Origin of the sequence: Cupriavidus sp. H18C1 (assembly GCF_049311595.1) — a bacterium.
GTDB lineage: Bacteria > Pseudomonadota > Gammaproteobacteria > Burkholderiales > Burkholderiaceae > Cupriavidus > Cupriavidus cauae.
Window position 1 is genome coordinate 1,832,041 of the sequence record NZ_CP186008.1, and the last position, 19,233, is coordinate 1,851,273.

Annotated in this window: 15 protein-coding genes and 4 pseudogenes; 13 read left to right on the forward strand and 6 right to left on the reverse strand. The window is 69.6% G+C overall.

The annotated features are described in order from the left end of the window. The 6 genes from OJJOAM_RS08555 to rfaE2 all read left to right on the forward strand — a co-directional run bounded on the left by OJJOAM_RS08555 (position 1) and on the right by rfaE2 (position 6,305). Positions 1-984 (forward strand): fumarylacetoacetate hydrolase family protein, encoded by a 984-nt coding sequence (locus OJJOAM_RS08555; RefSeq protein WP_149317319.1) that lies wholly within the window; start codon positions 1-3, stop codon positions 982-984. 298 nt (positions 985-1,282) lie between these two features. After that, positions 1,283-2,146, forward strand: a complete 864-nt coding sequence (locus OJJOAM_RS08560) for an enoyl-CoA hydratase/isomerase family protein (protein WP_422647696.1) — start codon at positions 1,283-1,285, stop codon at positions 2,144-2,146. 198 nt (positions 2,147-2,344) lie between these two features. Beyond that, positions 2,345-3,229: a PhaM family polyhydroxyalkanoate granule multifunctional regulatory protein gene (locus tag OJJOAM_RS08565; RefSeq protein WP_422647697.1), complete on the forward strand. Its 885-nt coding sequence runs from the start codon at positions 2,345-2,347 to the stop codon at positions 3,227-3,229. A 314-nt stretch (positions 3,230-3,543) separates the two neighbouring features. Continuing rightward, complete coding sequence (locus OJJOAM_RS08570) at positions 3,544-4,746, forward strand: patatin-like phospholipase family protein (RefSeq protein ID WP_422649537.1); 1,203 nt, start codon at positions 3,544-3,546, stop codon at positions 4,744-4,746. A 175-nt stretch (positions 4,747-4,921) separates the two neighbouring features. Then, positions 4,922-5,785 (forward strand): acyl-ACP desaturase, encoded by an 864-nt coding sequence (locus OJJOAM_RS08575; RefSeq protein ID WP_422647698.1) that lies wholly within the window; start codon positions 4,922-4,924, stop codon positions 5,783-5,785. A 25-nt stretch (positions 5,786-5,810) separates the two neighbouring features. Continuing rightward, positions 5,811-6,305: a D-glycero-beta-D-manno-heptose 1-phosphate adenylyltransferase gene (rfaE2, locus tag OJJOAM_RS08580; RefSeq protein ID WP_422649538.1), complete on the forward strand. Its 495-nt coding sequence runs from the start codon at positions 5,811-5,813 to the stop codon at positions 6,303-6,305. A gap of 140 nt (positions 6,306-6,445) precedes the next feature. Here the strand turns inward: rfaE2 and OJJOAM_RS08585 are convergent, their stop codons facing one another. Further along, positions 6,446-7,396: a type III pantothenate kinase gene (locus tag OJJOAM_RS08585; RefSeq protein ID WP_422649539.1), complete on the reverse strand. Its 951-nt coding sequence runs from the start codon at positions 7,394-7,396 to the stop codon at positions 6,446-6,448. Positions 7,397-7,582: 186 nt separating this feature from the next. Next, positions 7,583-8,432 (reverse strand): annotated as a pseudogene (locus tag OJJOAM_RS08590) (biotin--[acetyl-CoA-carboxylase] ligase); the annotation flags it as partial. 151 nt (positions 8,433-8,583) lie between these two features. Between OJJOAM_RS08590 and OJJOAM_RS08595 the strand changes: the two are divergent. The 6 genes and pseudogenes from OJJOAM_RS08595 to OJJOAM_RS08620 all read left to right on the forward strand — a co-directional run bounded on the left by OJJOAM_RS08595 (position 8,584) and on the right by OJJOAM_RS08620 (position 14,509). Further along, positions 8,584-9,708 carry an MlaE family ABC transporter permease gene (locus OJJOAM_RS08595; protein WP_422647699.1) on the forward strand — a complete coding sequence of 375 codons (1,125 nt, stop codon included), beginning with the start codon at positions 8,584-8,586 and terminating at the stop codon, positions 9,706-9,708. Beyond that, the gene (locus tag OJJOAM_RS08600) at positions 9,705-10,604 is read left to right on the forward strand and encodes an ABC transporter ATP-binding protein (RefSeq protein WP_422647700.1); all 900 of its coding nucleotides are present in this window, start codon (positions 9,705-9,707) and stop codon (positions 10,602-10,604) included. The genes OJJOAM_RS08595 and OJJOAM_RS08600 overlap by 4 nt, the downstream gene beginning before the upstream one ends. Continuing rightward, a pseudogene (locus OJJOAM_RS08605) lies at positions 10,604-11,564 on the forward strand (MlaD family protein). Before OJJOAM_RS08600 ends, OJJOAM_RS08605 begins: the two are co-directional and overlap by 1 nt. Before the next feature lie 29 nt (positions 11,565-11,593). Next, positions 11,594-12,301, forward strand: a complete 708-nt coding sequence (locus OJJOAM_RS08610) for an ABC-type transport auxiliary lipoprotein family protein (RefSeq protein WP_422647701.1) — start codon at positions 11,594-11,596, stop codon at positions 12,299-12,301. Beyond that, positions 12,298-13,558 (forward strand): annotated as a pseudogene (locus OJJOAM_RS08615) (VanZ family protein). Before OJJOAM_RS08610 ends, OJJOAM_RS08615 begins: the two are co-directional and overlap by 4 nt. A 153-nt stretch (positions 13,559-13,711) precedes the next feature. After that, on the forward strand, positions 13,712-14,509 hold the full coding sequence (locus OJJOAM_RS08620) for a DUF3800 domain-containing protein (protein ID WP_422647702.1): 798 nt from the start codon (positions 13,712-13,714) through the stop codon (positions 14,507-14,509). 195 nt (positions 14,510-14,704) lie between these two features. Here OJJOAM_RS08620 and pxpA read toward each other — a convergent pair whose 3' ends face one another. The 4 genes and pseudogenes from pxpA to OJJOAM_RS08640 form a co-directional block, all read right to left on the reverse strand. Then, the gene (gene pxpA, locus OJJOAM_RS08625; protein WP_422647703.1) at positions 14,705-15,439 is read right to left on the reverse strand and encodes a 5-oxoprolinase subunit PxpA; all 735 of its coding nucleotides are present in this window, start codon (positions 15,437-15,439) and stop codon (positions 14,705-14,707) included. A gap of 201 nt (positions 15,440-15,640) precedes the next feature. Continuing rightward, positions 15,641-16,867, reverse strand: a complete 1,227-nt coding sequence (locus OJJOAM_RS08630) for a biotin-dependent carboxyltransferase family protein (protein WP_422647704.1) — start codon at positions 16,865-16,867, stop codon at positions 15,641-15,643. A 209-nt stretch (positions 16,868-17,076) separates the two neighbouring features. Continuing rightward, positions 17,077-17,469 (reverse strand): annotated as a pseudogene (pxpB, locus tag OJJOAM_RS08635) (5-oxoprolinase subunit PxpB); the annotation flags it as partial. A 199-nt stretch (positions 17,470-17,668) separates the two neighbouring features. Next, positions 17,669-17,911, reverse strand: coding sequence for a carboxyltransferase domain-containing protein (locus tag OJJOAM_RS08640; RefSeq protein WP_422647705.1), 243 nt, complete (start codon positions 17,909-17,911; stop codon positions 17,669-17,671). 304 nt (positions 17,912-18,215) lie between these two features. Between OJJOAM_RS08640 and OJJOAM_RS08645 the strand changes: the two genes are divergently transcribed. Continuing rightward, the gene (locus OJJOAM_RS08645; protein WP_422647706.1) at positions 18,216-19,214 is read left to right on the forward strand and encodes a tripartite tricarboxylate transporter substrate-binding protein; all 999 of its coding nucleotides are present in this window, start codon (positions 18,216-18,218) and stop codon (positions 19,212-19,214) included. Positions 19,215-19,233: the final 19 nt, after the last annotated feature.

The following is a 19,233-nucleotide window of genomic DNA, read 5'->3' on the forward strand; positions in this document are numbered from 1 at the left end:
ATGAAACTGGCCACCCTGAAGGACGGCTCGCGCGACGGACAGCTCGTGGTCGTGTCGCGCGACCTGAAGACCGCGCACTATGCCACCGACATCGCCGGCAAGCTGCAGACCGCGCTGGACGACTGGCACTTCCTCGCGCCCCAGCTGCAGGATCTGTACGACGCGCTGAACGCCGGCCGCGCGCGCCATCCCTTCGCGTTCGATCCGCGCCAGTGCATGGCGCCGCTGCCGCGCGCCTACCAGTGGGCCGACGGCTCGGCCTACGTCAACCACGTCGAGCTGGTGCGCCGCGCGCGGGGCGCCGAGATGCCGCCGGAGTTCTGGACAGATCCGCTGATGTACCAGGGCGGCTCGGACGACCTGCTCGGGCCCTGCGACGACATCGTCTGCGCCAGCGAGGCCTGGGGCATCGACTTCGAGGCCGAGGTCGCGGTGATCACCGGCGACGTGCGCATGGGCGCGACGCCCGAGCAGGCGGCCGAGGGCATCCGGCTGCTGGTGCTGGCCAACGACGTCTCGCTGCGCAACCTGATCCCGGCCGAACTGGCCAAGGGCTTCGGCTTCTTCCAGAGCAAGCCGGCCACGGCCTTCTCGCCGGTGGCGGTCACGCCCGACGAGCTCGGCGAGGCCTGGCGCGAGCGCAAGGTCCATCTGCCGCTGACGGTCTGGTGGAACAGCAAGAAGGTCGGCTCGCCCGACTGCGGCACCGACATGGTGTTCGACTTCGGCCAGCTGATCGCCCACATCTGCAAGACGCGAAATGTGCGGGCCGGCAGCATCGTCGGCTCGGGCACGATCTCCAACGTCGATCGCAGCAAGGGCTACTGCTGCATCGCCGAGAAGCGCACGCTGGAGACGATCGAGAGCGGCGCGCCGGTGACCCCGTTCATGCAGTACGGCGACGCGGTCAAGATCGAGATGTTCGACGCCCAGGGCCGCTCGATCTTCGGCGCGATCGATCAGGTGGTGGCGGCGCCGGCCTGAAGCGGCCCGAAGCAGCCCGAATGGCCTGAGCGGCCCGAAGCGGCCCGAAGCGGCCTGAATGGCCTGAATGGCCTGAGCGGCGTGACGCGGCCGGAAGCGGCCTGACCCGCCGGATTGCGGCGGAGCCTGGGACCGGCACGGCGTGATGCGGACCGCGGCAGCGATGCGCCTATAATTTCCCGACCGTCCGGTTGGGGAATTCCGGCGCGCCCGTTTCGGGCCGCCGATCGCTCCCCTGTCCGGCGCAGCCGCGGCCGCCCGCCGCGCCTCCCACCCACGCCAGGAGTCCGCGCCCGCCATGACCACCACCCCCGCCGCCACCTCGGCCGCCACCGTTGGCAACAACGGCACCACGCCTTCGGAACGCTACGCCCGCTATCAGGCGCTGACCCTGCGCCAGCACGGCCCCATTCTCGAGATCGTGATGGGCGCGCAGCAATCGGCCAACCGCAAGCTGGCCACCGCCGACGCCAACATGCACCGCGAACTGGCCGAGATCTGGCGCGACGTGTCGGCCGACCCGGAGATCCGCGTCGCGCTGATCCGCGGCGAAGGCAAGGGCTTCTCGGCCGGCGGCGACCTCGCGCTGGTGGAGGACATGGCCAACGATTTCGAGACCCGCTCGCGCGTCTGGCACGAGGCGCGCGACCTCGTCTACAACGTGATCAACTGCGACAAGCCGGTGGTCTCGGCGATGCACGGTCCCGCGGTCGGCGCCGGGCTGGTGGCCGGGCTGCTGGCCGATATCTCGATCGCCGCGCGCACCGCGCGCATCGTCGACGGGCATACGCGGCTCGGCGTCGCCGCCGGCGACCACGCCGCGATCGTCTGGCCGCTGCTGTGCGGCATGGCGAAGGCCAAGTACTATCTGATGCTGTGCGAGTCGGTCAGCGGCGAGGAAGCCGAGCGCATTGGCCTGGTCTCGCTGGCGGTCGACGAGAGCGAGCTGGTGGCCAAGGCCTTCGAGATCGCCAACCGGCTCGCCGAAGGTTCGCAGAGCGCGATCCGCTGGACCAAGTACGCGCTGAACAACTGGCTGCGCATGGCCGGGCCCGCCTTCGATACCTCGCTGGCGCTCGAATTCATGGGCTTTGCCGGACCCGATGTCCGCGAAGGCGTGGCCAGCCTGCGCGAGAAGCGGCCGCCGCGCTTCGGCGCGTAAGCCGGCGCTTGAGTCGGCGCTTGAGTCGGCGCTTGAGTCGGCGCTTGAGTCGGCGCTTGAGTCGGCGTTTGAGTCGGCCCTGAGTCGGCCCTGAGTCGGCCCTGAGTCGGCGCTTGAGTTGGCGTTTAAGCCCGCGCGCGGGACGGCCCGGACAGCGCGCATTCCCAATGACGATGGCCCCACCGCGGAGCACAGACCATGTTTGGACAGATACCCGATTTCAACGACGGCTTCGAATTTCTGCGCAAGATGTGGGGCAACGCGGCGGGCATGCCGACCGGGCTGATGCCGGGCCTGCAGGCGATGACGCCGCCAATGGATCTGGACGAGGTCGACAAGCGCATCCATGACCTGAAGGCGGTCGAAAGCTGGCTGCAGCTGAACGCCAATCTGCTGCGCACCACGATCCAGGGGCTCGAGGTCCAGCGCGCGACGCTGGTCGCGCTGAAGACGGTCGGCGAGGCGCTGTCGCCCGAGGCGTTGCAGAGCGCGATGGAAAACGTCGCACGCGCGGCCAACGCGCCCAGCCCGACGCCGCCGCGGTGGCCGGCTTCACCGCCCCCGGCACAGCCCGCCGCCGGCGCGGAAGGCATCGACCCCAGCGATCTGGCCGACATGGCCGAGATGGAGGCCACGCCGGATTACGACGAGGACGAGGACGAGGGCCCGGACACCCCGGACCAGGAAGCGCCGCCCGAACGCCGAGGGGAACAAGCGGAACAGGCGGGACAACGCGCCGGACAGCAGGCGGGGCAGCAAGGCGGCGGATCGCAATCCGGCACCGCCTCGCCGCCCCCGCAGGCCAATCTGTGGTGGGACATGCTGCAGCGGCAGTTCAACCAGATCGCCAGCAGCGCCGCCGCCGCGAGCCTGGCCTCGCTGAACAATCTCGGCGCCTTCGGCGCCGGCCAGCCGGGTGCCGGGGCGGCGGCGCAGGGCAGCGGGCAGGCAGGTGCCGAGGGGGGCGAGCGAACCGGAACAGCCGGCGCCGTCCGGCAAGGGCAGCGCGAAGCCAACGGCCAAGGGCCGCTCCAAGCCGGCGGCGAAGGCGGCGGGCAGCAGGGCGACCCGCGCGGCAAATGACGGCACCACCGACGGCACCGACGGCACCCCCGGCGGGACGAGCGCCGGCGGCGCGAGGGCGGGCACAAGAGCGGGAACCGAAGTGGGCGCAAAGGCGGGCACGAAGGCCGGCACGAGCGGCACCTCGAATGGCCGTTCGAATGGCCGTTCGAATGGCACTTCGAATGGCGCCTCGAACGGTCCCTCGCATGGCCCCTCGAACGGCGCCGCGCCGGCCGGCAAGTCCACGAAGCCGGTTCGCCGCGGCAAGGCCAACAACGGACACTGACCGCGGAGGCGCCTTGGCAGCGAGCAAGACCACCGCGGTGATCCTGATGGGCGGCGGCGCCCGCGCCGCCTACCAGGCCGGCGTGCTGCGCGGCATCGCCCGCATCGCCGCCCGCCATGGCATGGGCGCGCGCAATCCCTTCGACATCGTCTGCGGCACCTCGGCCGGCGCGATCAACGGCGCGGGCCTGGCGATCGACGCCGGCGACTTCGATCGCGCCACCGAGACGCTGGCCGCGCTGTGGTCCAGCATCCATGCCGAGGACGTCTATCGCACCGACGTGCTGCGCGTCGGCATCTCGGGCGCGCGCTGGCTCTCGGCGCTGGCGGTCGGCTGGGCACTGCAGCACGCGCCGCGCGCGCTGTTCGACAACAAGCCGCTGGACAGCCTGCTGAGCGAGCTGTTCGATCCCGAGCGCGTGCAGGGCAGTCTCGACGCCGGCCACCTGCAGGCGCTGGCCATCACCGCGCTGTCGTATTCGACGGGCCGCCACGTGACCTTCTACCAGTCGCACCGCCGCATCCAGCCCTGGCGCCGCAGCCAGCGCATCGCGGTGGAGGCGCGCATCGGCGTCGACCATCTACTGGCTTCGTCGTCGATCCCCTTCCTGTTTCCCGCCACGCCGCTGGAGCTAGACGGCCACCACGAGTGGTTCGGCGACGGCACCATGCGGCAGATGTCGCCGCTGTCGCCGGCCATCCACCTCGGCGCCTCGCGCATCCTGGCGATCGGCGCGGCCTCGGCGCCGCGCGCCGGCGGCTACGACACCGTGCCCGCGGGCGGCTATCCCTCGCTGGCACAGGTCGGCGGCCAGGCGCTGGCCAGCATCTTCCTGGACGGCCTGTCGACCGATCTGGAGCGGCTGCAGCACATCAACACGCTGCTCACCCGCATGCCGGACGTCGCCAACGACCGCGAGGGCTGGCGGCCGGTGCAGGTGATGACGATCTCGCCGAGCCAGCCGATCGAGGCGCTGGCGATCGAACACGTCAAGCGGCTGCCGCGCACCGTGCGCGCGTTGCTGGCCCCGCTGGGCGGCACCGAGGCGAAAGGCGCGGCATTTGCTAGCTACCTGCTGTTCGAGCCCGAGTTCACGCAGGCGCTGATCGCGCTGGGCGAGCGCGATGCGCAGGCGCAGGGCGACGAACTGGCCGCTTTCCTCTACGGCGTGATCCCCGGCACGCCGGCCGCAAGCCGCGCGCCGGCGACCAGCGAGGCAGGCTCTCCGCCCGCCTCGGCGCTGGCCTGACACTGTTTTGAGGGTTTTCACAGTCCCGACAGCTTGTTGTGGCAGGCTGCCGCCGGGTCCGCCCTTGGCAAGCGGCATCGAACCGTTCGCGCGGCAACTTGCGGACGGCCAGCAAAAAGGTCTATAGGAATGATTCGCATCTGGTAGAATCTGCCCGTAATTTCAAAGGCTTACCATGCTCTACCCCGAACTGTTCAAATCGCTGGAAGCGGTCCGCTGGCATATGGACAAGGACATCCCCTGGGATTCCTTCGACGCCAGTCTGCTGACGGACGATCAGGCGAAAACCATCCGCATGAACGCGATCACCGAGTGGTCCGCCCTGCCGGCCACCGAAATGTTCCTGCGCGACAACCGCCACGACTCCGACTTTTCGGCGTTCATGAGCGTGTGGTTCTTTGAGGAGCAGAAGCATTCGCTGGTGCTGATGGAGTACCTGCGCCGCTTCCGCCCGGATATGGTCCCGACCGAGGAAGAACTGCACGCGGTGCGTTTCGAATTCGATCCGGCACCGCCGCTCGAAACGCTGATGCTGCATTTCTGCGGCGAGATCCGCCTGAACCACTGGTATCGCCGTGCCGCCGAATGGCACACCGAGCCGGTGATCAAGCATATCTACCGCACGCTGTCGCAGGACGAGGCTCGCCACGGCGGCGCCTACCTGCGCTACATGAAGAAGTACCTGAACCAGTTCGGCGACAACGCGCGCTCGGCCTTCGCCAAGATCGGCGTGCTGATGGCGTCGGCGCGCCGCACGGAGAAGCCGCTGCACCCGACCAACCTGCACGTCAACAAGGCGCTGTTCCCGAACGACACCGTGCAGTCGCGCCTGCCCGATCCGGACTGGCTCGAGCACTGGCTGGACAAGCAGATCCGCTTCGACGAAGGCTGGGAGAAGAAGGTCATCGACCGCATCCTGCACAACATGTCGCTGCTGTTCGAGCGCACCTTCGAGACCGTGCAGGACCTGAACCGCTATCGCAAGGAACTGAACGCGCGGCTGCAGGCCAATGGCGGCACCAAGCCCGCCGAAGCCTGACCCCGGCGCCGTCCTTGCGATGACGCTGTCTCCCCCGGCCTTCGAGGCCAAGCTCGCTTCGACCGACGATCCCCAGGCGCTGCAACGGCGCCTGGCGGCCTTGCCGCGCCCGATGGTGTTTACCAACGGCGTGTTCGACATCCTGCATCGCGGCCATGCCACCTATCTGGCGCAGGCGCGCCAGCTGGGCGCCTGCCTGGTGGTCGGCGTCAACAGCGACGCCTCGGTGCGGATGCTGGGCAAGGGCGACGATCGCCCGCTCAATGGCGAGGCCGACCGCATGGCGCTGCTGGCCGCGCTCGAATCGGTCGACCTGGTGCTGATGTTCGGCGAGAAGACGCCGGTCGAACTGATCGGGCTGGTCCGCCCCGACATCTATGTCAAGGGCGGCGACTACGAGATCGATACACTGGAAGAGACCCGGCTCGTGCGCAGCTGGGGCGGCCAGGCCTACGCGATCCCCTTCCTGCACGACCGCTCGACCACCAAGCTGCTGCACAAGGTCCGGCAGGGCGGCTGAGCTGCGGGCTGCGGCTCGCGGCCCGTGCAGCGGCCGTGGTTCCGCGTTGAGCTACGCCCGCGTTGAATCCGCGCTCAATCCGCGCTCAATCCACGTTCAGACCGCGCTCGGGCCGCGTTGAACCCGCGCTCAACCGACGTTCAGCCCGCCTTCAGCTCCCCTCGCTGCTGCGCGGCCATCACCGACAAGCCCAGCAACACCAGATTCTCGTGCCGTTCGAACGGCAGCGTCAGCGCGCCGGCCAGCGCCTCGCGCGCGCCGCCGGACAGCAGGCAGCGGGCCGGACCGCGCCGCTTCAGCGCATCCCAGGCGCGTTCGATCGCCCCGGCCTGGGCCGCCAGGCAGCCGGCCGCGATGGCATCGCGGGTGTTGTCGGCCCAGGCCGTCGCGGCATGGGCCTCGCCGATCTCGACCGCCGGCAGCTGCGCGGTATTGCGCGCCAGCGATCCCATCATCAGCGCCAGTCCGGGCAGGATCATGCCGCCGGCGAAGCGCGAGCGCGCCGGCGTGCCGTTGCTGGCGTTGCTGGCGTTGCGGGCGTTGCGGGCGTTGCCGGCGTTGCGGCCATCATTGCCGTCACTACCGTCGCGGCCGTCCGGCGCCAGCACCACGTCGATCGTGGTCGCGGTGCCGGCCGTGACGATCATCAGATTGCCCTCGGGCAGATGGTGGCGCGCCCCAATGCCGCCGACCCAGCGGTCGACGCCAAGCTGGCTCGGCTCGCGATAGCCGTTGTCCAGCGTGCCGTGCGACGCGGTGGCGCGGGCCCAGTGCACCGCCGGCGGACCGCCGAAAGCATCGGCCAGCAAGGCATCGACCTCGGCCGCGATGACGGGGCCGGCCACATTGCTGATCCACACGCCGCGCGGTGCGCCCTCGGCATCGGCCAGCGCGCGCCATTCGCCGGCCAGCGTGGCCAGCGCTTCATGCCCGCAGGCGCCGCCGGTGCGCCACGGCACCGGCAGCGCGCCGGTGGCCGGGGCGCCGAGCGAGGCCGCGTCGCACCAGGCCCACTTCAAGCGGGTATTGCCGATATCGATCAGCAGCACGGTGGCGTTCGCGGTGGTATCTGCGGTAGCGGCGGTGGCGATGTCCGCGGCAGCGTCAGCGGTAGCGCCCGCGGTGGTGTCCGCAGTGGCGGTCGCATTGGCGTCGGCGGTGGTGTCAGCAGTCGCGCTCGCCTTGGCGTCGGCGGTGGTGTCAGCAGTCGCGCTCGCATTGGCGCGCGCAGTGCCGCCCGCAATGGCGCCCGCATCCTGGTTCGCGCTCATCGCGCCCCCCTCGCCGGCGGGCCGCAGCGACAGCTCGCCCGACGCGATCCGCTGCAGCCCGTTTGCGGTTTCGAGCAGCAAATGGCCCTCGTCGTCGACGCCGCGCGCCATGCCTTCGGCCTGTACCGCGCCGTCGTGCAGCAGCCGCACCGGCTGGTCGCGATAGGCATCGCGCGCCGACCAGCGCCGCGCCATCGGCGCAAAGCCGTCGGCGAGGAAGGCGCCACGCATCGCCGCGAGCCGGTTCAGCACCGCGGCCAGCAGATCGGTCGGCCCATGCCGCGGGTCGAACCGGTCCACGCATTCGGTGACGCCGGCCAGCGAGCGGCCGAGCGCGGCCTCCATCGCGGCGTCGCGCACCAGGTTCAGGCCGATGCCGACTACCGCCCAGACCCGCTGCGGCCCCGCCGGCACCGATTCGATCAGGATGCCCGCCAGCTTGCGGCCGTCGATCTGCAGATCGTTGGGCCATTTGAGTCCGACGGCCTTGCCCAGCCGTGCGTCGACGTCGTTCAGCGCGTCGGCCAGCGCCAGTCCGACCGCGAGGCTCAGCCCTGCCAGCCGGGCGGGGGGGCAACGCGAGCGGCATCGCCACCGAGAAGGTCATGCCCGCCTGGCCCTGCCAGGGCCGCCCCTGGCGTCCCCGTCCGGCGGTCTGCCGATAGGCGAGCCGCAGCATCCCGGCCTCGCCCCACGGCGCGCGCCGGCAGGCCTGGACCAGATCGGCGTTGGTCGAGCCGGTTTCCTCGACGATGTCGAGCTGCCACTGCCGGGCGTCTTCGGCCAGCGCGGCCTGCAGGCGGACCGGATCGATGCGCCAGGCAGGCGGCAAGGAGGACGAAGGCGCGGGGGGAATCGATCGAGGCGGCGGTCATGCGGGCGGAGGGGAGGCTGGAATTCGGCGGCGGCCCATGGATATCGGGCCATGCGCATTGTAGCCGCGTCCACTTTGGCGCCTGGCGGCGCGTGGCTTAAAATCGGCTTTCGCACCTTACATCGGTCAGCCATTGGAACGCTATACGAAGCCGGACATCGCTGTCACGCAACAGGACGGCTCCGCCGCCGTGCAGTTGCAGGGAGACTGGACCGCGCTGTCGCTGGCGCAGGAGCGCTGCGCCCATGACCTGCGCCGGCAGCTGCAGGCACTCGTTCCCGGCACGGCGCGCTGGCAGCTGGGCGGCATCGGCCGGCTCGACCATATCGGCGCGCAGCTGTTGTGGCAGGCCTGGGGCGAGCGCTTTCCGGCCCATCTCGAGGCCAGCGACGGCCAGCGCCGCGCGTTCGAGCGGATCGCCGCGGTACGGCGGCACGGCTGGAAAAAACGGATGGTCGACCGCTTCAATCCGGTCACGCTGCTCGGCGCGTCGATGCTGTCTCTGTTCTCGCAGCTCGGTAACGGCATCGCGATGCTGGGCCAGCTGTCGCTGGACCTGCTGCGCTTCGCCGCTGCGCCGCGGCGCGGCCCGTGGCGGGAGATCTCGGCCAACGTCTACAGCATCGGCTACAAGGCGCTGGGCATCACCGCGCTGGTGGGTTTCCTGATCGGCGTGGTGCTGGCCTATCTGCTGGCGAACCAGCTGCGCACCTACGGCGCCAGCGTCTTCATCGTCAATATCCTCGGCCTGTCGGTGATCCGCGAACTCGGCCCCGTGCTGGCGGCCATTCTGGTGGCGGGCCGCTCCGGCTCGGCGATCACCGCGCAGATCGGCGTGATGCGCGTGACCGAAGAGCTCGACGCGATGCGCGTGATGGGCATCTCGCACAGCTTCCGGCTGATCATGCCGCGCGCGATCGCGCTGGCCGTGGCGATGCCGCTGCTGGTCGCCTGGACCGCGCTGCTGGCGCTGATCGGCGGCATGGTGGCCTCGAACATGCAGCTGGGCCTGAGCCCGATCTTCTTCCTGCGCGAGCTGCCCAACGCGGTGCCGGTGGCCAACCTGTGGCTGGGCCTGGGCAAGGGCGTGGCCTTCGGCATGCTGATCGCGCTGACCGCGTGCCACTTCGGCCTGCGCATCAAGCCCAATACGCAGAGCCTGGGCGAAGGGACGACCGCGTCGGTGGTCACCGCCATCACCGTGGTGATCGTGGCCGATGCGATCTTCGCGATCCTGTTCAAGGATGTGGGCATATGACGGCGAGCATCGATACGCGCGCCGGCACCGGCGGCGGCACCGGCGGCGGAACCCCGCCTGGCGGACGTACCCCGATCATCGAGGTACGCGGCCTGGTCAAGCGCTTCGGCGATACCGTCGTGCATGACGGCCTCGACCTCGAGGTCTATCGCGACGAGGTGCTGTCGATCGTCGGCGGCTCGGGCACCGGCAAGACCGTGCTGCTGCGGCAGATCGTCGGCCTGGAGCGGCCCACCGCCGGCACCATCCGCCTGTTCGGCGAGGACCTCGCCAGCCTCGATCCGGCGCGGCTGCAATGGATGCGCAACCGCTGGGGCATGCAGTTCCAGCGCGGCGCGCTGTTCTCGTCGCTGTCGGTGATCGACAATATCGCGCTGCCGCTGCGTGAACTTCGCTGCCTTCCCGACAATCTGATCTGCGAGGCGTCGCTGCTCAAGCTCGAACTGGTCGGCCTGTCGGCGCGCGACGCCGACAAGATGCCGGCCGACCTGTCCGGCGGCATGATCAAGCGCGTGGCGCTGGCTCGCGCGCTGGCCCTCGAGCCGGAACTGGTGTTCCTGGACGAGCCCACCGCCGGCCTGGACCCGATGGCGTCCGACGACTACGTCGCGCTGATCCGCGAACTGCGGCGCGAACTGAAGCTGACGGTGGTGATGGTGACGCACGATCTGGACACGCTGGTGGCGCTGTCCGACCGCGTCGCGGTGCTGGCGGACCGCAAGGTGCTGGCGGCGCTGCCGATCCCGCAGCTGGTGAAGATCGACCATCCCTTCATCCGCGAATATTTTCTCGGCGAACGCGGCCAGCGTGCGCTCAGCGCGCTGAGCACGCAGAGCGCCGGCGCCAACCCTGCATCGGACGTGGCGGCCGTGGCGCGCCACGCTGGAGAGTCGTGATGGAAAACAAGTCGAACGCCTTTCTCGCCGGCGTGTTCACCATCGGCCTGGCCGTGCTGGTGCTGTTCGCGCTGTTCTGGTTCGGCACCGACCATACCGAGCGCGTGCCCTACGACCTGGTCACGCGCTCGACCGTGACCGGGCTCGGACCGCAGGCCGACGTCAAGTACCGAGGCCTGACGGTGGGCCGGGTCGAGTCGATCCGCTTCGATGCGTCCGTGCCGGGCCAGATCATCGTGCGCATCAGCGTCGACAAGGAGGCGCCGATCACGCGCACGACCTATGCGACGTTGGGCCTGCAGGGCGTGACCGGCATCGCCTATGTGCAGCTGGACGACACCGCGGCGCAGGAAGGCAGCACCGCGCCGTCGCCGCCGCTGGAGACCTCGCCGCGCGCGGTCGCCCGCATCCAGATGCGGCCGGGCTTCTTCGAGGAACTGGAGCGGCGCGGCGATTCGCTGCTGACGCAGGTCGAATCGCTGATGGCCTCGCTCAACGACATGTTCCAGGGCGAGAACCGGCGCGAGCTGATGACGACGATCCGCTCGATCAAGGAAGGGGTCGACGACTATGCCCGCGTCGCGCGCGCGCTCGAACCGGCCGCGCGGCAACTGCCGCAGGTCACCGCGAACCTGAATGCCACGCTGAAGTCGACGCAGCAACTGACCCGCGAGCTCGGCAGCCCCGACGGCACGCTGATGCGCACCGTCGACGGCGTCGGCCAGCAGTTGCGCGCGGCGGCCGGGTCGGTCGAGCACGCGGCCAACAATCTGAACGACCAGACCCTGCCGCAGCTCAACGGCCTCGCGCGCGACGCGCGGCAGACGGTGCGCAGCCTGGACCGCGCCGCCGGCCAGTTCAACGAGCGGCCGCAAAGCGTGCTGTTCGGCGGCTCGGCGACCCCCGCCCGGTCCCGGCGAGGACGGCTTCAGCGCGCCATCGGCGGGGACCGCACCGTGAATCCAACCCTGTACCGGGAACCGATGCCCATGACCGACGCTGCCCCGTTCCGCCTCGCCCACGTTTCCGCCAGGCTTCGTCGCGGCGCCGGCGCGATGCTGCCCGCCCCCCTGCTGGCCGCCACCCCGTTGGCCGTTACCTTGTTGGCCGCCGCGCTGCTGACCGGCTGTTCGCTGCTGCCGGATACGCCGCAGAGCACGACCTACGATCTCGGCCCGCCCACCGCAGCGCCGTCGGCGGCAGCGGGCAAGACGCTGCCGCGGCTGCGCGTGCTGTCCACCGATGGCCCGTCCTGGCTCGACGGCAACGCGATCCACTACCGGCTGCGCTATGCCCAGGCCGAGCGCCTGCAGCCCTATGCCACGCAGCGCTGGATCATGTCGCCGGTGCGGCTGTTCGACGAACGGCTGCGCGAAGCGGTGTCGGCGCGCGGCGAACTGAGCTGGGGCGGCGACACGCAGGCGCCCGCGCTGAAGGTCGATATCGTCGACTTCGAGCAGGTCTTCGACAGCGCCGACAGCAGCCGCGGCGTGGTGCAGGTGCGCGCCACCGTGATGCGCAACGGCATGATCGGCCAGAAGACCTTCACCGCCGAGCAGCCCGCCCCCCAGCGCCGACGGCGCGGGCGGCGTGCGCGCGCTGGCCGGCAGCACCGATGCCGTGATCGCAGCCATCATCGACTGGGTGGCGACGCTGCCGGTACGCTGAAGCGGTACGCCATGACTGCGGCACCATGAAACAGGCCGATCTGCCTCCGTCCTCCACGCCGCCGGACCCGCGCTTCGCCGCGATCCCGCCCGAGAGCGCCAGCACGCTGCGGCATTCGCCGCTGGCGCGCTTCGGCCTGCTGTGCATGACGCTGCTGATGATCTACGCCAGCCTGTACCCGTTTACCGGCTGGACCGACAACGGCATCTCGCCGTGGGCCTTCCTCAATGCGCCCAAGCCGCGCTACATCACCGACTTCGATCTGCTGACCAATGTGCTCGGCTATTGCCCGTTCGGCGCGCTGGTGGTGCTGTCGCTGCATCCGCGCGTGACGGGGGGCGCGCGCGGCGCTGCTGGCCTTCGCGGCCGGCATCGTGCTGTCCGGCGCGATGGAGGCGCTGCAGACCTGGCTGCCCAACCGCATTCCGTCGAATATCGACCTGATGACCAATGCGCTGGGCGCGCTGCTGGGCGGCACGATGATGGCGCCGTTCGCCAGCGCGATGATCGACCGCGGCACGCTGCGGCGCCTGCGCATCGCCTGGTTCGAGTCGCACGCCAGCTTCGCCATCATCCTGATCCTGCTGTGGCCGTTCGCGCAGATCTTCCCGCAGGAGCATCTGTTCGGCATGGGCGGCCTGGTGCGGCAATGGCTGACCAATCCCGAGTCGTGGCCGATGCAGCTGGTGCAGTGGGTGTTCCCCGGCTTCCTGCGGCTGCAGGAGGACATCGGCCTGCGGCCCGACGACATGCAGCAGCACCAGTTGCTCGAATCGCTGGTGACCGGCTGCGCATGGGTCGGCACCGGCCTGTTCGCCTCGGTGGCGATGCGCCGGCAGGCGCCGACGCTGCGCATCCTCGCCGGCCTGCTGGCCGCCACGCTGCTGCTCAAGGGACTCGCGGCCGAACTGCAGTTCCCCGCAGACAACGCCTTCAACTGGCTGTCCGAAGGGGGGCGCTACGCGCTGGTAACCGGCACGCTCGCGCTGGTGCTGCTGGTGCGCCTGCCGCGCCCGCTGCGCGGCATCCTGGCGATGAGCGCGCTGCTGACGCTGGTGATCCTGACCAACGTGCTGCCGCCCAATCCCTACGCCTGGGTCTCCGAACAAGGCTGGCGCCTCGGCCGCTTCGTCCATTTCAACGGCCTGGCCCAATGGCTCGGCTGGCTGTGGCCGTTCCTCGCCTTCTGCTATCTCGCCTGGCGCGTCGAGCAGTTCGGGCTGACGCGACGGAGGGAACGGCGCAGCCGGCGGGGAAGCCGACCCGCAAACGGCGAAACCACCTAGCGCCGCAAACCCGCGCCTATCGTACGGCGTCACCGTTTTCACATATTCCAGAATCGGAAGACGGCAGCAGCCTGCGACTATCTCGGAAACCAACGCGCGTACGCTCTGCGCTTTCGCAATAAGTCGCGGCACTGCCGGGTGTCGTGTTCTCCGATGACCTGCAGCTTCCGCGTTTATGTCGATGAATCGGGCGACGAGGGATTCCAGTTTCTTCCTGATGAAAGAGGGAGTTCGCGGTGGTTCGTGCTATCTGCTGCGGTCGTACGGCGCCATCGAGACCTGGAGATGGTGGGTATTGCAAAGCGCGCCCGCGAGCTGCTTGGAAAACCCCAGAAGACGCCTTTGCATTTCCGCAATTTGCGCCATGAGCAGCGTGTCCCATTCGCGCGCCTGATTGGTACGGCCGCATTGCGACACATCCACGTGATGATTCACAAGCCGTCGATCAAGGCCAGAGAAGTGTTTCAGCGAGAGAAATTTTCGCTCTATCGATGCGCGACCCGATTGTTATTGGAGCGAGTCAGTTGGCTATGCCGTGATTGCGCAGTGGAGGGCTACGGAAACGGCAAGGCGGAGCTGATCTTCTCGAACCGGTCCGCGATGTCGTACGAGGCGCTATCCGCCTATCTGCGCTTGCTGGAGCAGCGCAACCACTGTCGCATCCATTGGGCGAGCCTGGACCTGCGACACGTGCGTGCAGTCAATCACGACCAGCTGGCTGGCCTGCAAATCGCGGACGCGATCGCAACAAGCGCGTTCTATGCGGTGCACCGGAACATCTATGGCGAAACGGAGGGGCGCTATTTGCACCTGCTTCGGCGCAATGTGTATCGGAGCAATGGAAGGCTCGATGGCTATGGCGTCAAGCTGTGGTGTCATGACACGGACCAATGTCGACGTGTCATCGCAGCGTTGACTGGTGATCGTCCCTCCGCAGTGGCTTGGCGCTAAGGGCACTACAAGGAAGTGTTGCAGACGCCGGACTCGAGGAGCCCACCTGTTGAGGCTGCCGCCATACTGACGACCTCTACAATCGTCCGCGCTCGTCTGCAACGCAGGCAGTATAGCCCTCATATCGATACAGGCAACACCAGTTCGATTCGCGGCACAAGTTCAGGGCAATTCGAACAAGAACATCGGTCCCACCTAAGCCCGCACCGCAATCCCCTCTTCCTGCAGACGATCCCGTATCCGTTGCGCGAAGGCCAGCGCATGCGGCCCGTCGCCGTGCAGGCAGACCGTGTCGGCCTGGATCGGTATCCATTGTCCGTCGATGGCGCGGACCTTGTGCTCGCGGACCATCGACAGCGTTTGCGACAGCACGGCCTCTTCGTCGTCGAGCAGCGCACCGGGCGTGCCGCGGCGGACCAGGGAGCCGTCGGAGTTGTAGCCGCGGTCGGCGAAGACCTCTTCCTTGACCGTCAGTCCGGCCTCGCGCGCGGCCTCGATCATCACGCTGCCGGCCAGGCCGAAGAAGGTCAGCCGCGGATCGAAGTCGCGCACCGCGTCGACGATCGCCTGCGCCTGCGCGCGGTTGCGCGCGGCCTGGTTGTAGAGCGCGCCATGCGCCTTGACGTGGGCGAGGCGGCCGCCCTGGGCCTTGACGATCGCCGCGAGCGCGCCGATCTGGTACAGCACGTCGGCATAGATGTCGCGCGGGTCGCGCTGCATCTCGGTGCGGCCGAAGTTCTCGCGGTCGGGATAGCTCGGATGCGCGCCGATGGCGACGCCTCTGGCCAGCGCCCACTGCACCGTCTGCAGCATGGTGGACGCGTCGCCGGCATGCCAGCCGCAGGCGATATTGGCCGAGCTGATCAATGCCAGCAGCGCTTCGTCGCTGCCGCAGCCTTCGCCGAGGTCGGCGTTCAGATCGATCTGCATGACGGGTCTCCAGGATGGTTCGGGCGGTTCGTTGCGTTCGTCGGGTTCGTCGGGTTCGTCGCGCTCGGTGCGCGCGGTGCGCTTGGTTCGTTCGTTGCGTTCGTTGCGTTCGTTGCGTTCGTTGCGTTCGGTTCGATGCGTCGGTGCGTCAGTGGGTCGGTGCGCTCGGTCCGTTCGTCGCGTTCGTTGGGTCCGCTCGCGTCACGGCAGCGTGGCGTCGGCCGGTGACAGCCGGCGCGTCATCGCGCGCCGCCGCGCGGCCAGCGCCTGCGCCCCGGTCCGCGCCTCCGACTGCCACGCCACCGCCTGCGCGATCTGGCGCAGATAGGTCTGCACCTGCATGCGCGCGGCCTCGGCCTCCTCGAGGCCGACGCGGTGGAAACGCACGGCGGCGCCGAGCGGCGCCTGCGCGAGGCGCCACAGATCGGCCTCGATGACGACGCCGATCTTCGGATAGCCGCCGGTGGTCTGGGCATCGGCCATCAGCACGATCGGCTGACCGCCCGGTGGCACCTGCATGACGCCCGGCACCACGCCATGGGACAGCAGTTCCGGTGCGCCGGGCCGCCGCGCCAGCGCGGGACCTTCGAGCCGGAAGCCCATGCGGTTGCTGTTCGGCGTGACGGTCCAGTCGGCCTGCCACAGCGCCTGCTGGGCATCGGCCTCGAACTGATCGTACTCCAGCCCCGGCAGCATGCGGATCGGCAGCGCGCGACTATCGGCGGATGCTGGCGACGGCGACGACTGCGGCGTCCGCAGTGACTGAGGCGACTGAGGCGACTGAGGCGACTGAGGCGACTGCCACGACTGCGGCGGCTGTGACGGCGACGACGACTGCTGCGATTGCTGCGGCGGTGACGACGGAGACGACGGTGACAACAGAGACGACGGAGACAACGGAGACGGCAACGCCCACGCGGGCGCCAGCACGCCGATCGGCGGCAATGGCGCCGGACCGAAGCCGGGCCGTAGCGCCGCCAGCCGATCGCCCCGCCGCAGCGCGCGGCCCTGGTGTCCGCCGAAGCCGGCCTTCAGGTCGGTGCTGCGCGAGCCCATCGCCAGCGGCACGTCGATGCCGCCAGCCACGCACAAATAGGTACGGGTGCCGCCACGGGGCGCGGGCAGCGTCAGCGTGCTGCCCGCGCGCACGTCGAACGCATGCCAGCACCAGACCGGCTCGCCGTCGAGGTCGGCGCGGCATTCGGCACCGGTCAGCGCGATGCGCAGGTCGGCGTGGAAGCGGACCGTGGCGCGGCCCAGCGTGAATTCGATGGCGGCCGCCCCGGGCTCATTGCCCAGCAGCAGATTGCCGACCCGCAGCGCGACGCTGTCGAGCGCGCCGGTGCCGCCGACGCCGAACCGCCGCATGCCGTTGCGGCCGAGGTCCTGGATCGACGCCAGCGCGCCGGGGCGAAGGATCTCGATCATGGGCGCACCGATTTGGCGACCGATCCGGCGACCGGTTTGGCGACCGGTTTGGCGACCGGTTTGGCGACCGGTTTGGCGACCGGTTTGGCGTCCGATTTGGCGTCCGGTCGCGCTCCCGCCTTGGGATCCGATCCGGCATCCGACCTTGCATCCGACCTTGCGTCCGAGCCGGCGTCCGATTTGGCGTCCGGCGTGGCGACCGGTCCGTCGACCGATGCCACCACGAAGCGCACGGTATCGCCCGGCGCCAGCAGCGAGGGCGGATCGCGCTCGGGCAGGAACAGCGGCAATTCGGTGCGCCCGATCAATTGCCAGCCGCCGGGCGCGGCCGCGGGATAGACACCGGTCTGCTCGCCGCCGATGCCGACCGCGCCGGCGGGCACCGCCAGCCGCGGCTCGGTTCGCCGCGGCGTCGCCAGCGCGGGGTCGAGCCCGCCGAGATAGGCGAAGCCGGGCTGGAAGCCGAGGAAATAGACGGTATAGATGCCGGCGCTGTGCCGCCGAACCACTTCCTCGGGTGTCAAGCCGGTGTGGGCCGCCACGTCGGCCAGGTCGGGGCCGTCGTCGCCACCGTAGCGGACGGGAATCTCGACGACGCGGCCAGCGACGTTGGGGCCGGTGTTGGGGCCGGTGTTGGGGCCGGCGTTGGGGCCGGCGTTGGGGCCGGTGTTGGGGCCGGCGGTGGGGCCGGCGTTGGGGCCGGCGGTGGGGCCGGCGTTAGGGCCGGCGGTGGGGCTGACGCTGGCGCGGCCGTGGGCGCCGGCCTCGCCGCCGACCTCGCCGCTGACCTTGCCGCCGACGTTACCGCCCTCCCCCGCGCGCCCACGCCTGCGCCAGCGCGGCTTCGAGCCGGACCGGGTCGGCCCCGTCGTCGAACAGCACCGTCAGGCTGTTCATGCCGGGATAGGCGTCCACCACGCCGGGCCATGCGCCCGCCAGGTCGGCCATCGCCCAGAAGCGGCGTTGCACGTCGAGCGACGCGGGAGGCGGCACGCTGCACAGCAGCGCGCGCTCGGCAAGGCGGTGGATCGTGCAGGTGGCCATGGTGGTGATCGGTCCGGAATCCAGGTGGCGCGGGGTTCGGGAATGCGTCAGGGAATGCGTCGGGGAATGCGTTCGGTAATGCGTTCGGCAATGCGCCCCGGAATGCAGTCCGGAAAGCGCGCCGGAACCCGCAATGCGTCTTATCGGCAATTTATCGAGAAAGTGAGTTTTGCGAAACCTGTGCCGCCATGCCCACGCCTAGGGTTTTCCATAGCGGCGCGCGCCGATAGTTGATTAGATCAATCGTCGATGTCCCGCTTAAATTTGCCCGCAACCTCGTAGAAAGGAACCTCACGGAGACGCCATGACATTCGCAGAATTGACCCGCAAGGCCCGCCAGGCAGCCGTGGCCGTGGCGCTGCTCGCGGCGGGCGCCGCCGGCGCGCCCGCCGCGCTGGCACAGAAAATCGAGAAGATCGACGGACCGCTGCGCTTCGTCGTCGGCTACGCGCCCGGCGGCGCCTCGGACCGCGCCGCGCGCATCGTCGGCCAGGCGCTGCAGGCAAAGTACGGCGTCACCGTGGTGGTCGAGAACAAGGCCGGCGCCGGCGGACGGCTGGCCGCGCAGCAGGTCCGCCACGCCGGTCCCGCCGACAACGTGCTGATGCTCGGCAATCCCGCCGTGATGACGGTGGCGCCGCTGGTGTTCAAGGACACCAGCTACGACCCCGACGCCGATTTCGTGCCGGTGTCGCAGGTCTCGTCCTACGACTTCGCCGTGATCACCGGCCCGCAGGTACCGGTCCGCGAGATGTCGCATCTGGTGGCCTGGCTCAAGGCCAATCCCGGCAAGGCCTTCTTCGGCGTGCCGGCCACCGGCAGCCTGCCCCACTTCTTCGCGCTGATGCTGGCCGAGCGCGCCGGCGTCAAGGGCGACGTGGTCGGCTACAAGGGCTCGGCGCCGCTGGCCACCGACATGCTGGGCGGCCAGGTGCCGGTCGGCGTCGACACGCTCGACGCGGTGCTGTCGCTGCATCAGAGCGGCAAGCTGAAGATCCTGGCGGTCTCGGGCAAGACGCGCTCGTCGTTCGCCAAGGACATCCCCACGCTGAAGGAGGCCGGCATCGACCTGGCCGCCGACGGCTGGAACGCGTTCTTCGCGCCGAAGTCGATGCCGCCCGAGAAGGTCAGGGCGCTGTCCGCGGCGATCCACAGCGTGATGTCGGACCCGGCGGTGCAGCAGCGCTTCGTCGCCGCCAACATGCAGCCGGTGGCCAGCACGCAGCAGCAGACCGCGGACATGCTCAAGACCTACAACGCCCAGTGGCAGCCGGTGGTCAAGCGCAGCGGCTTCCAGCAATAACCTCCGGCCGGACTGGATC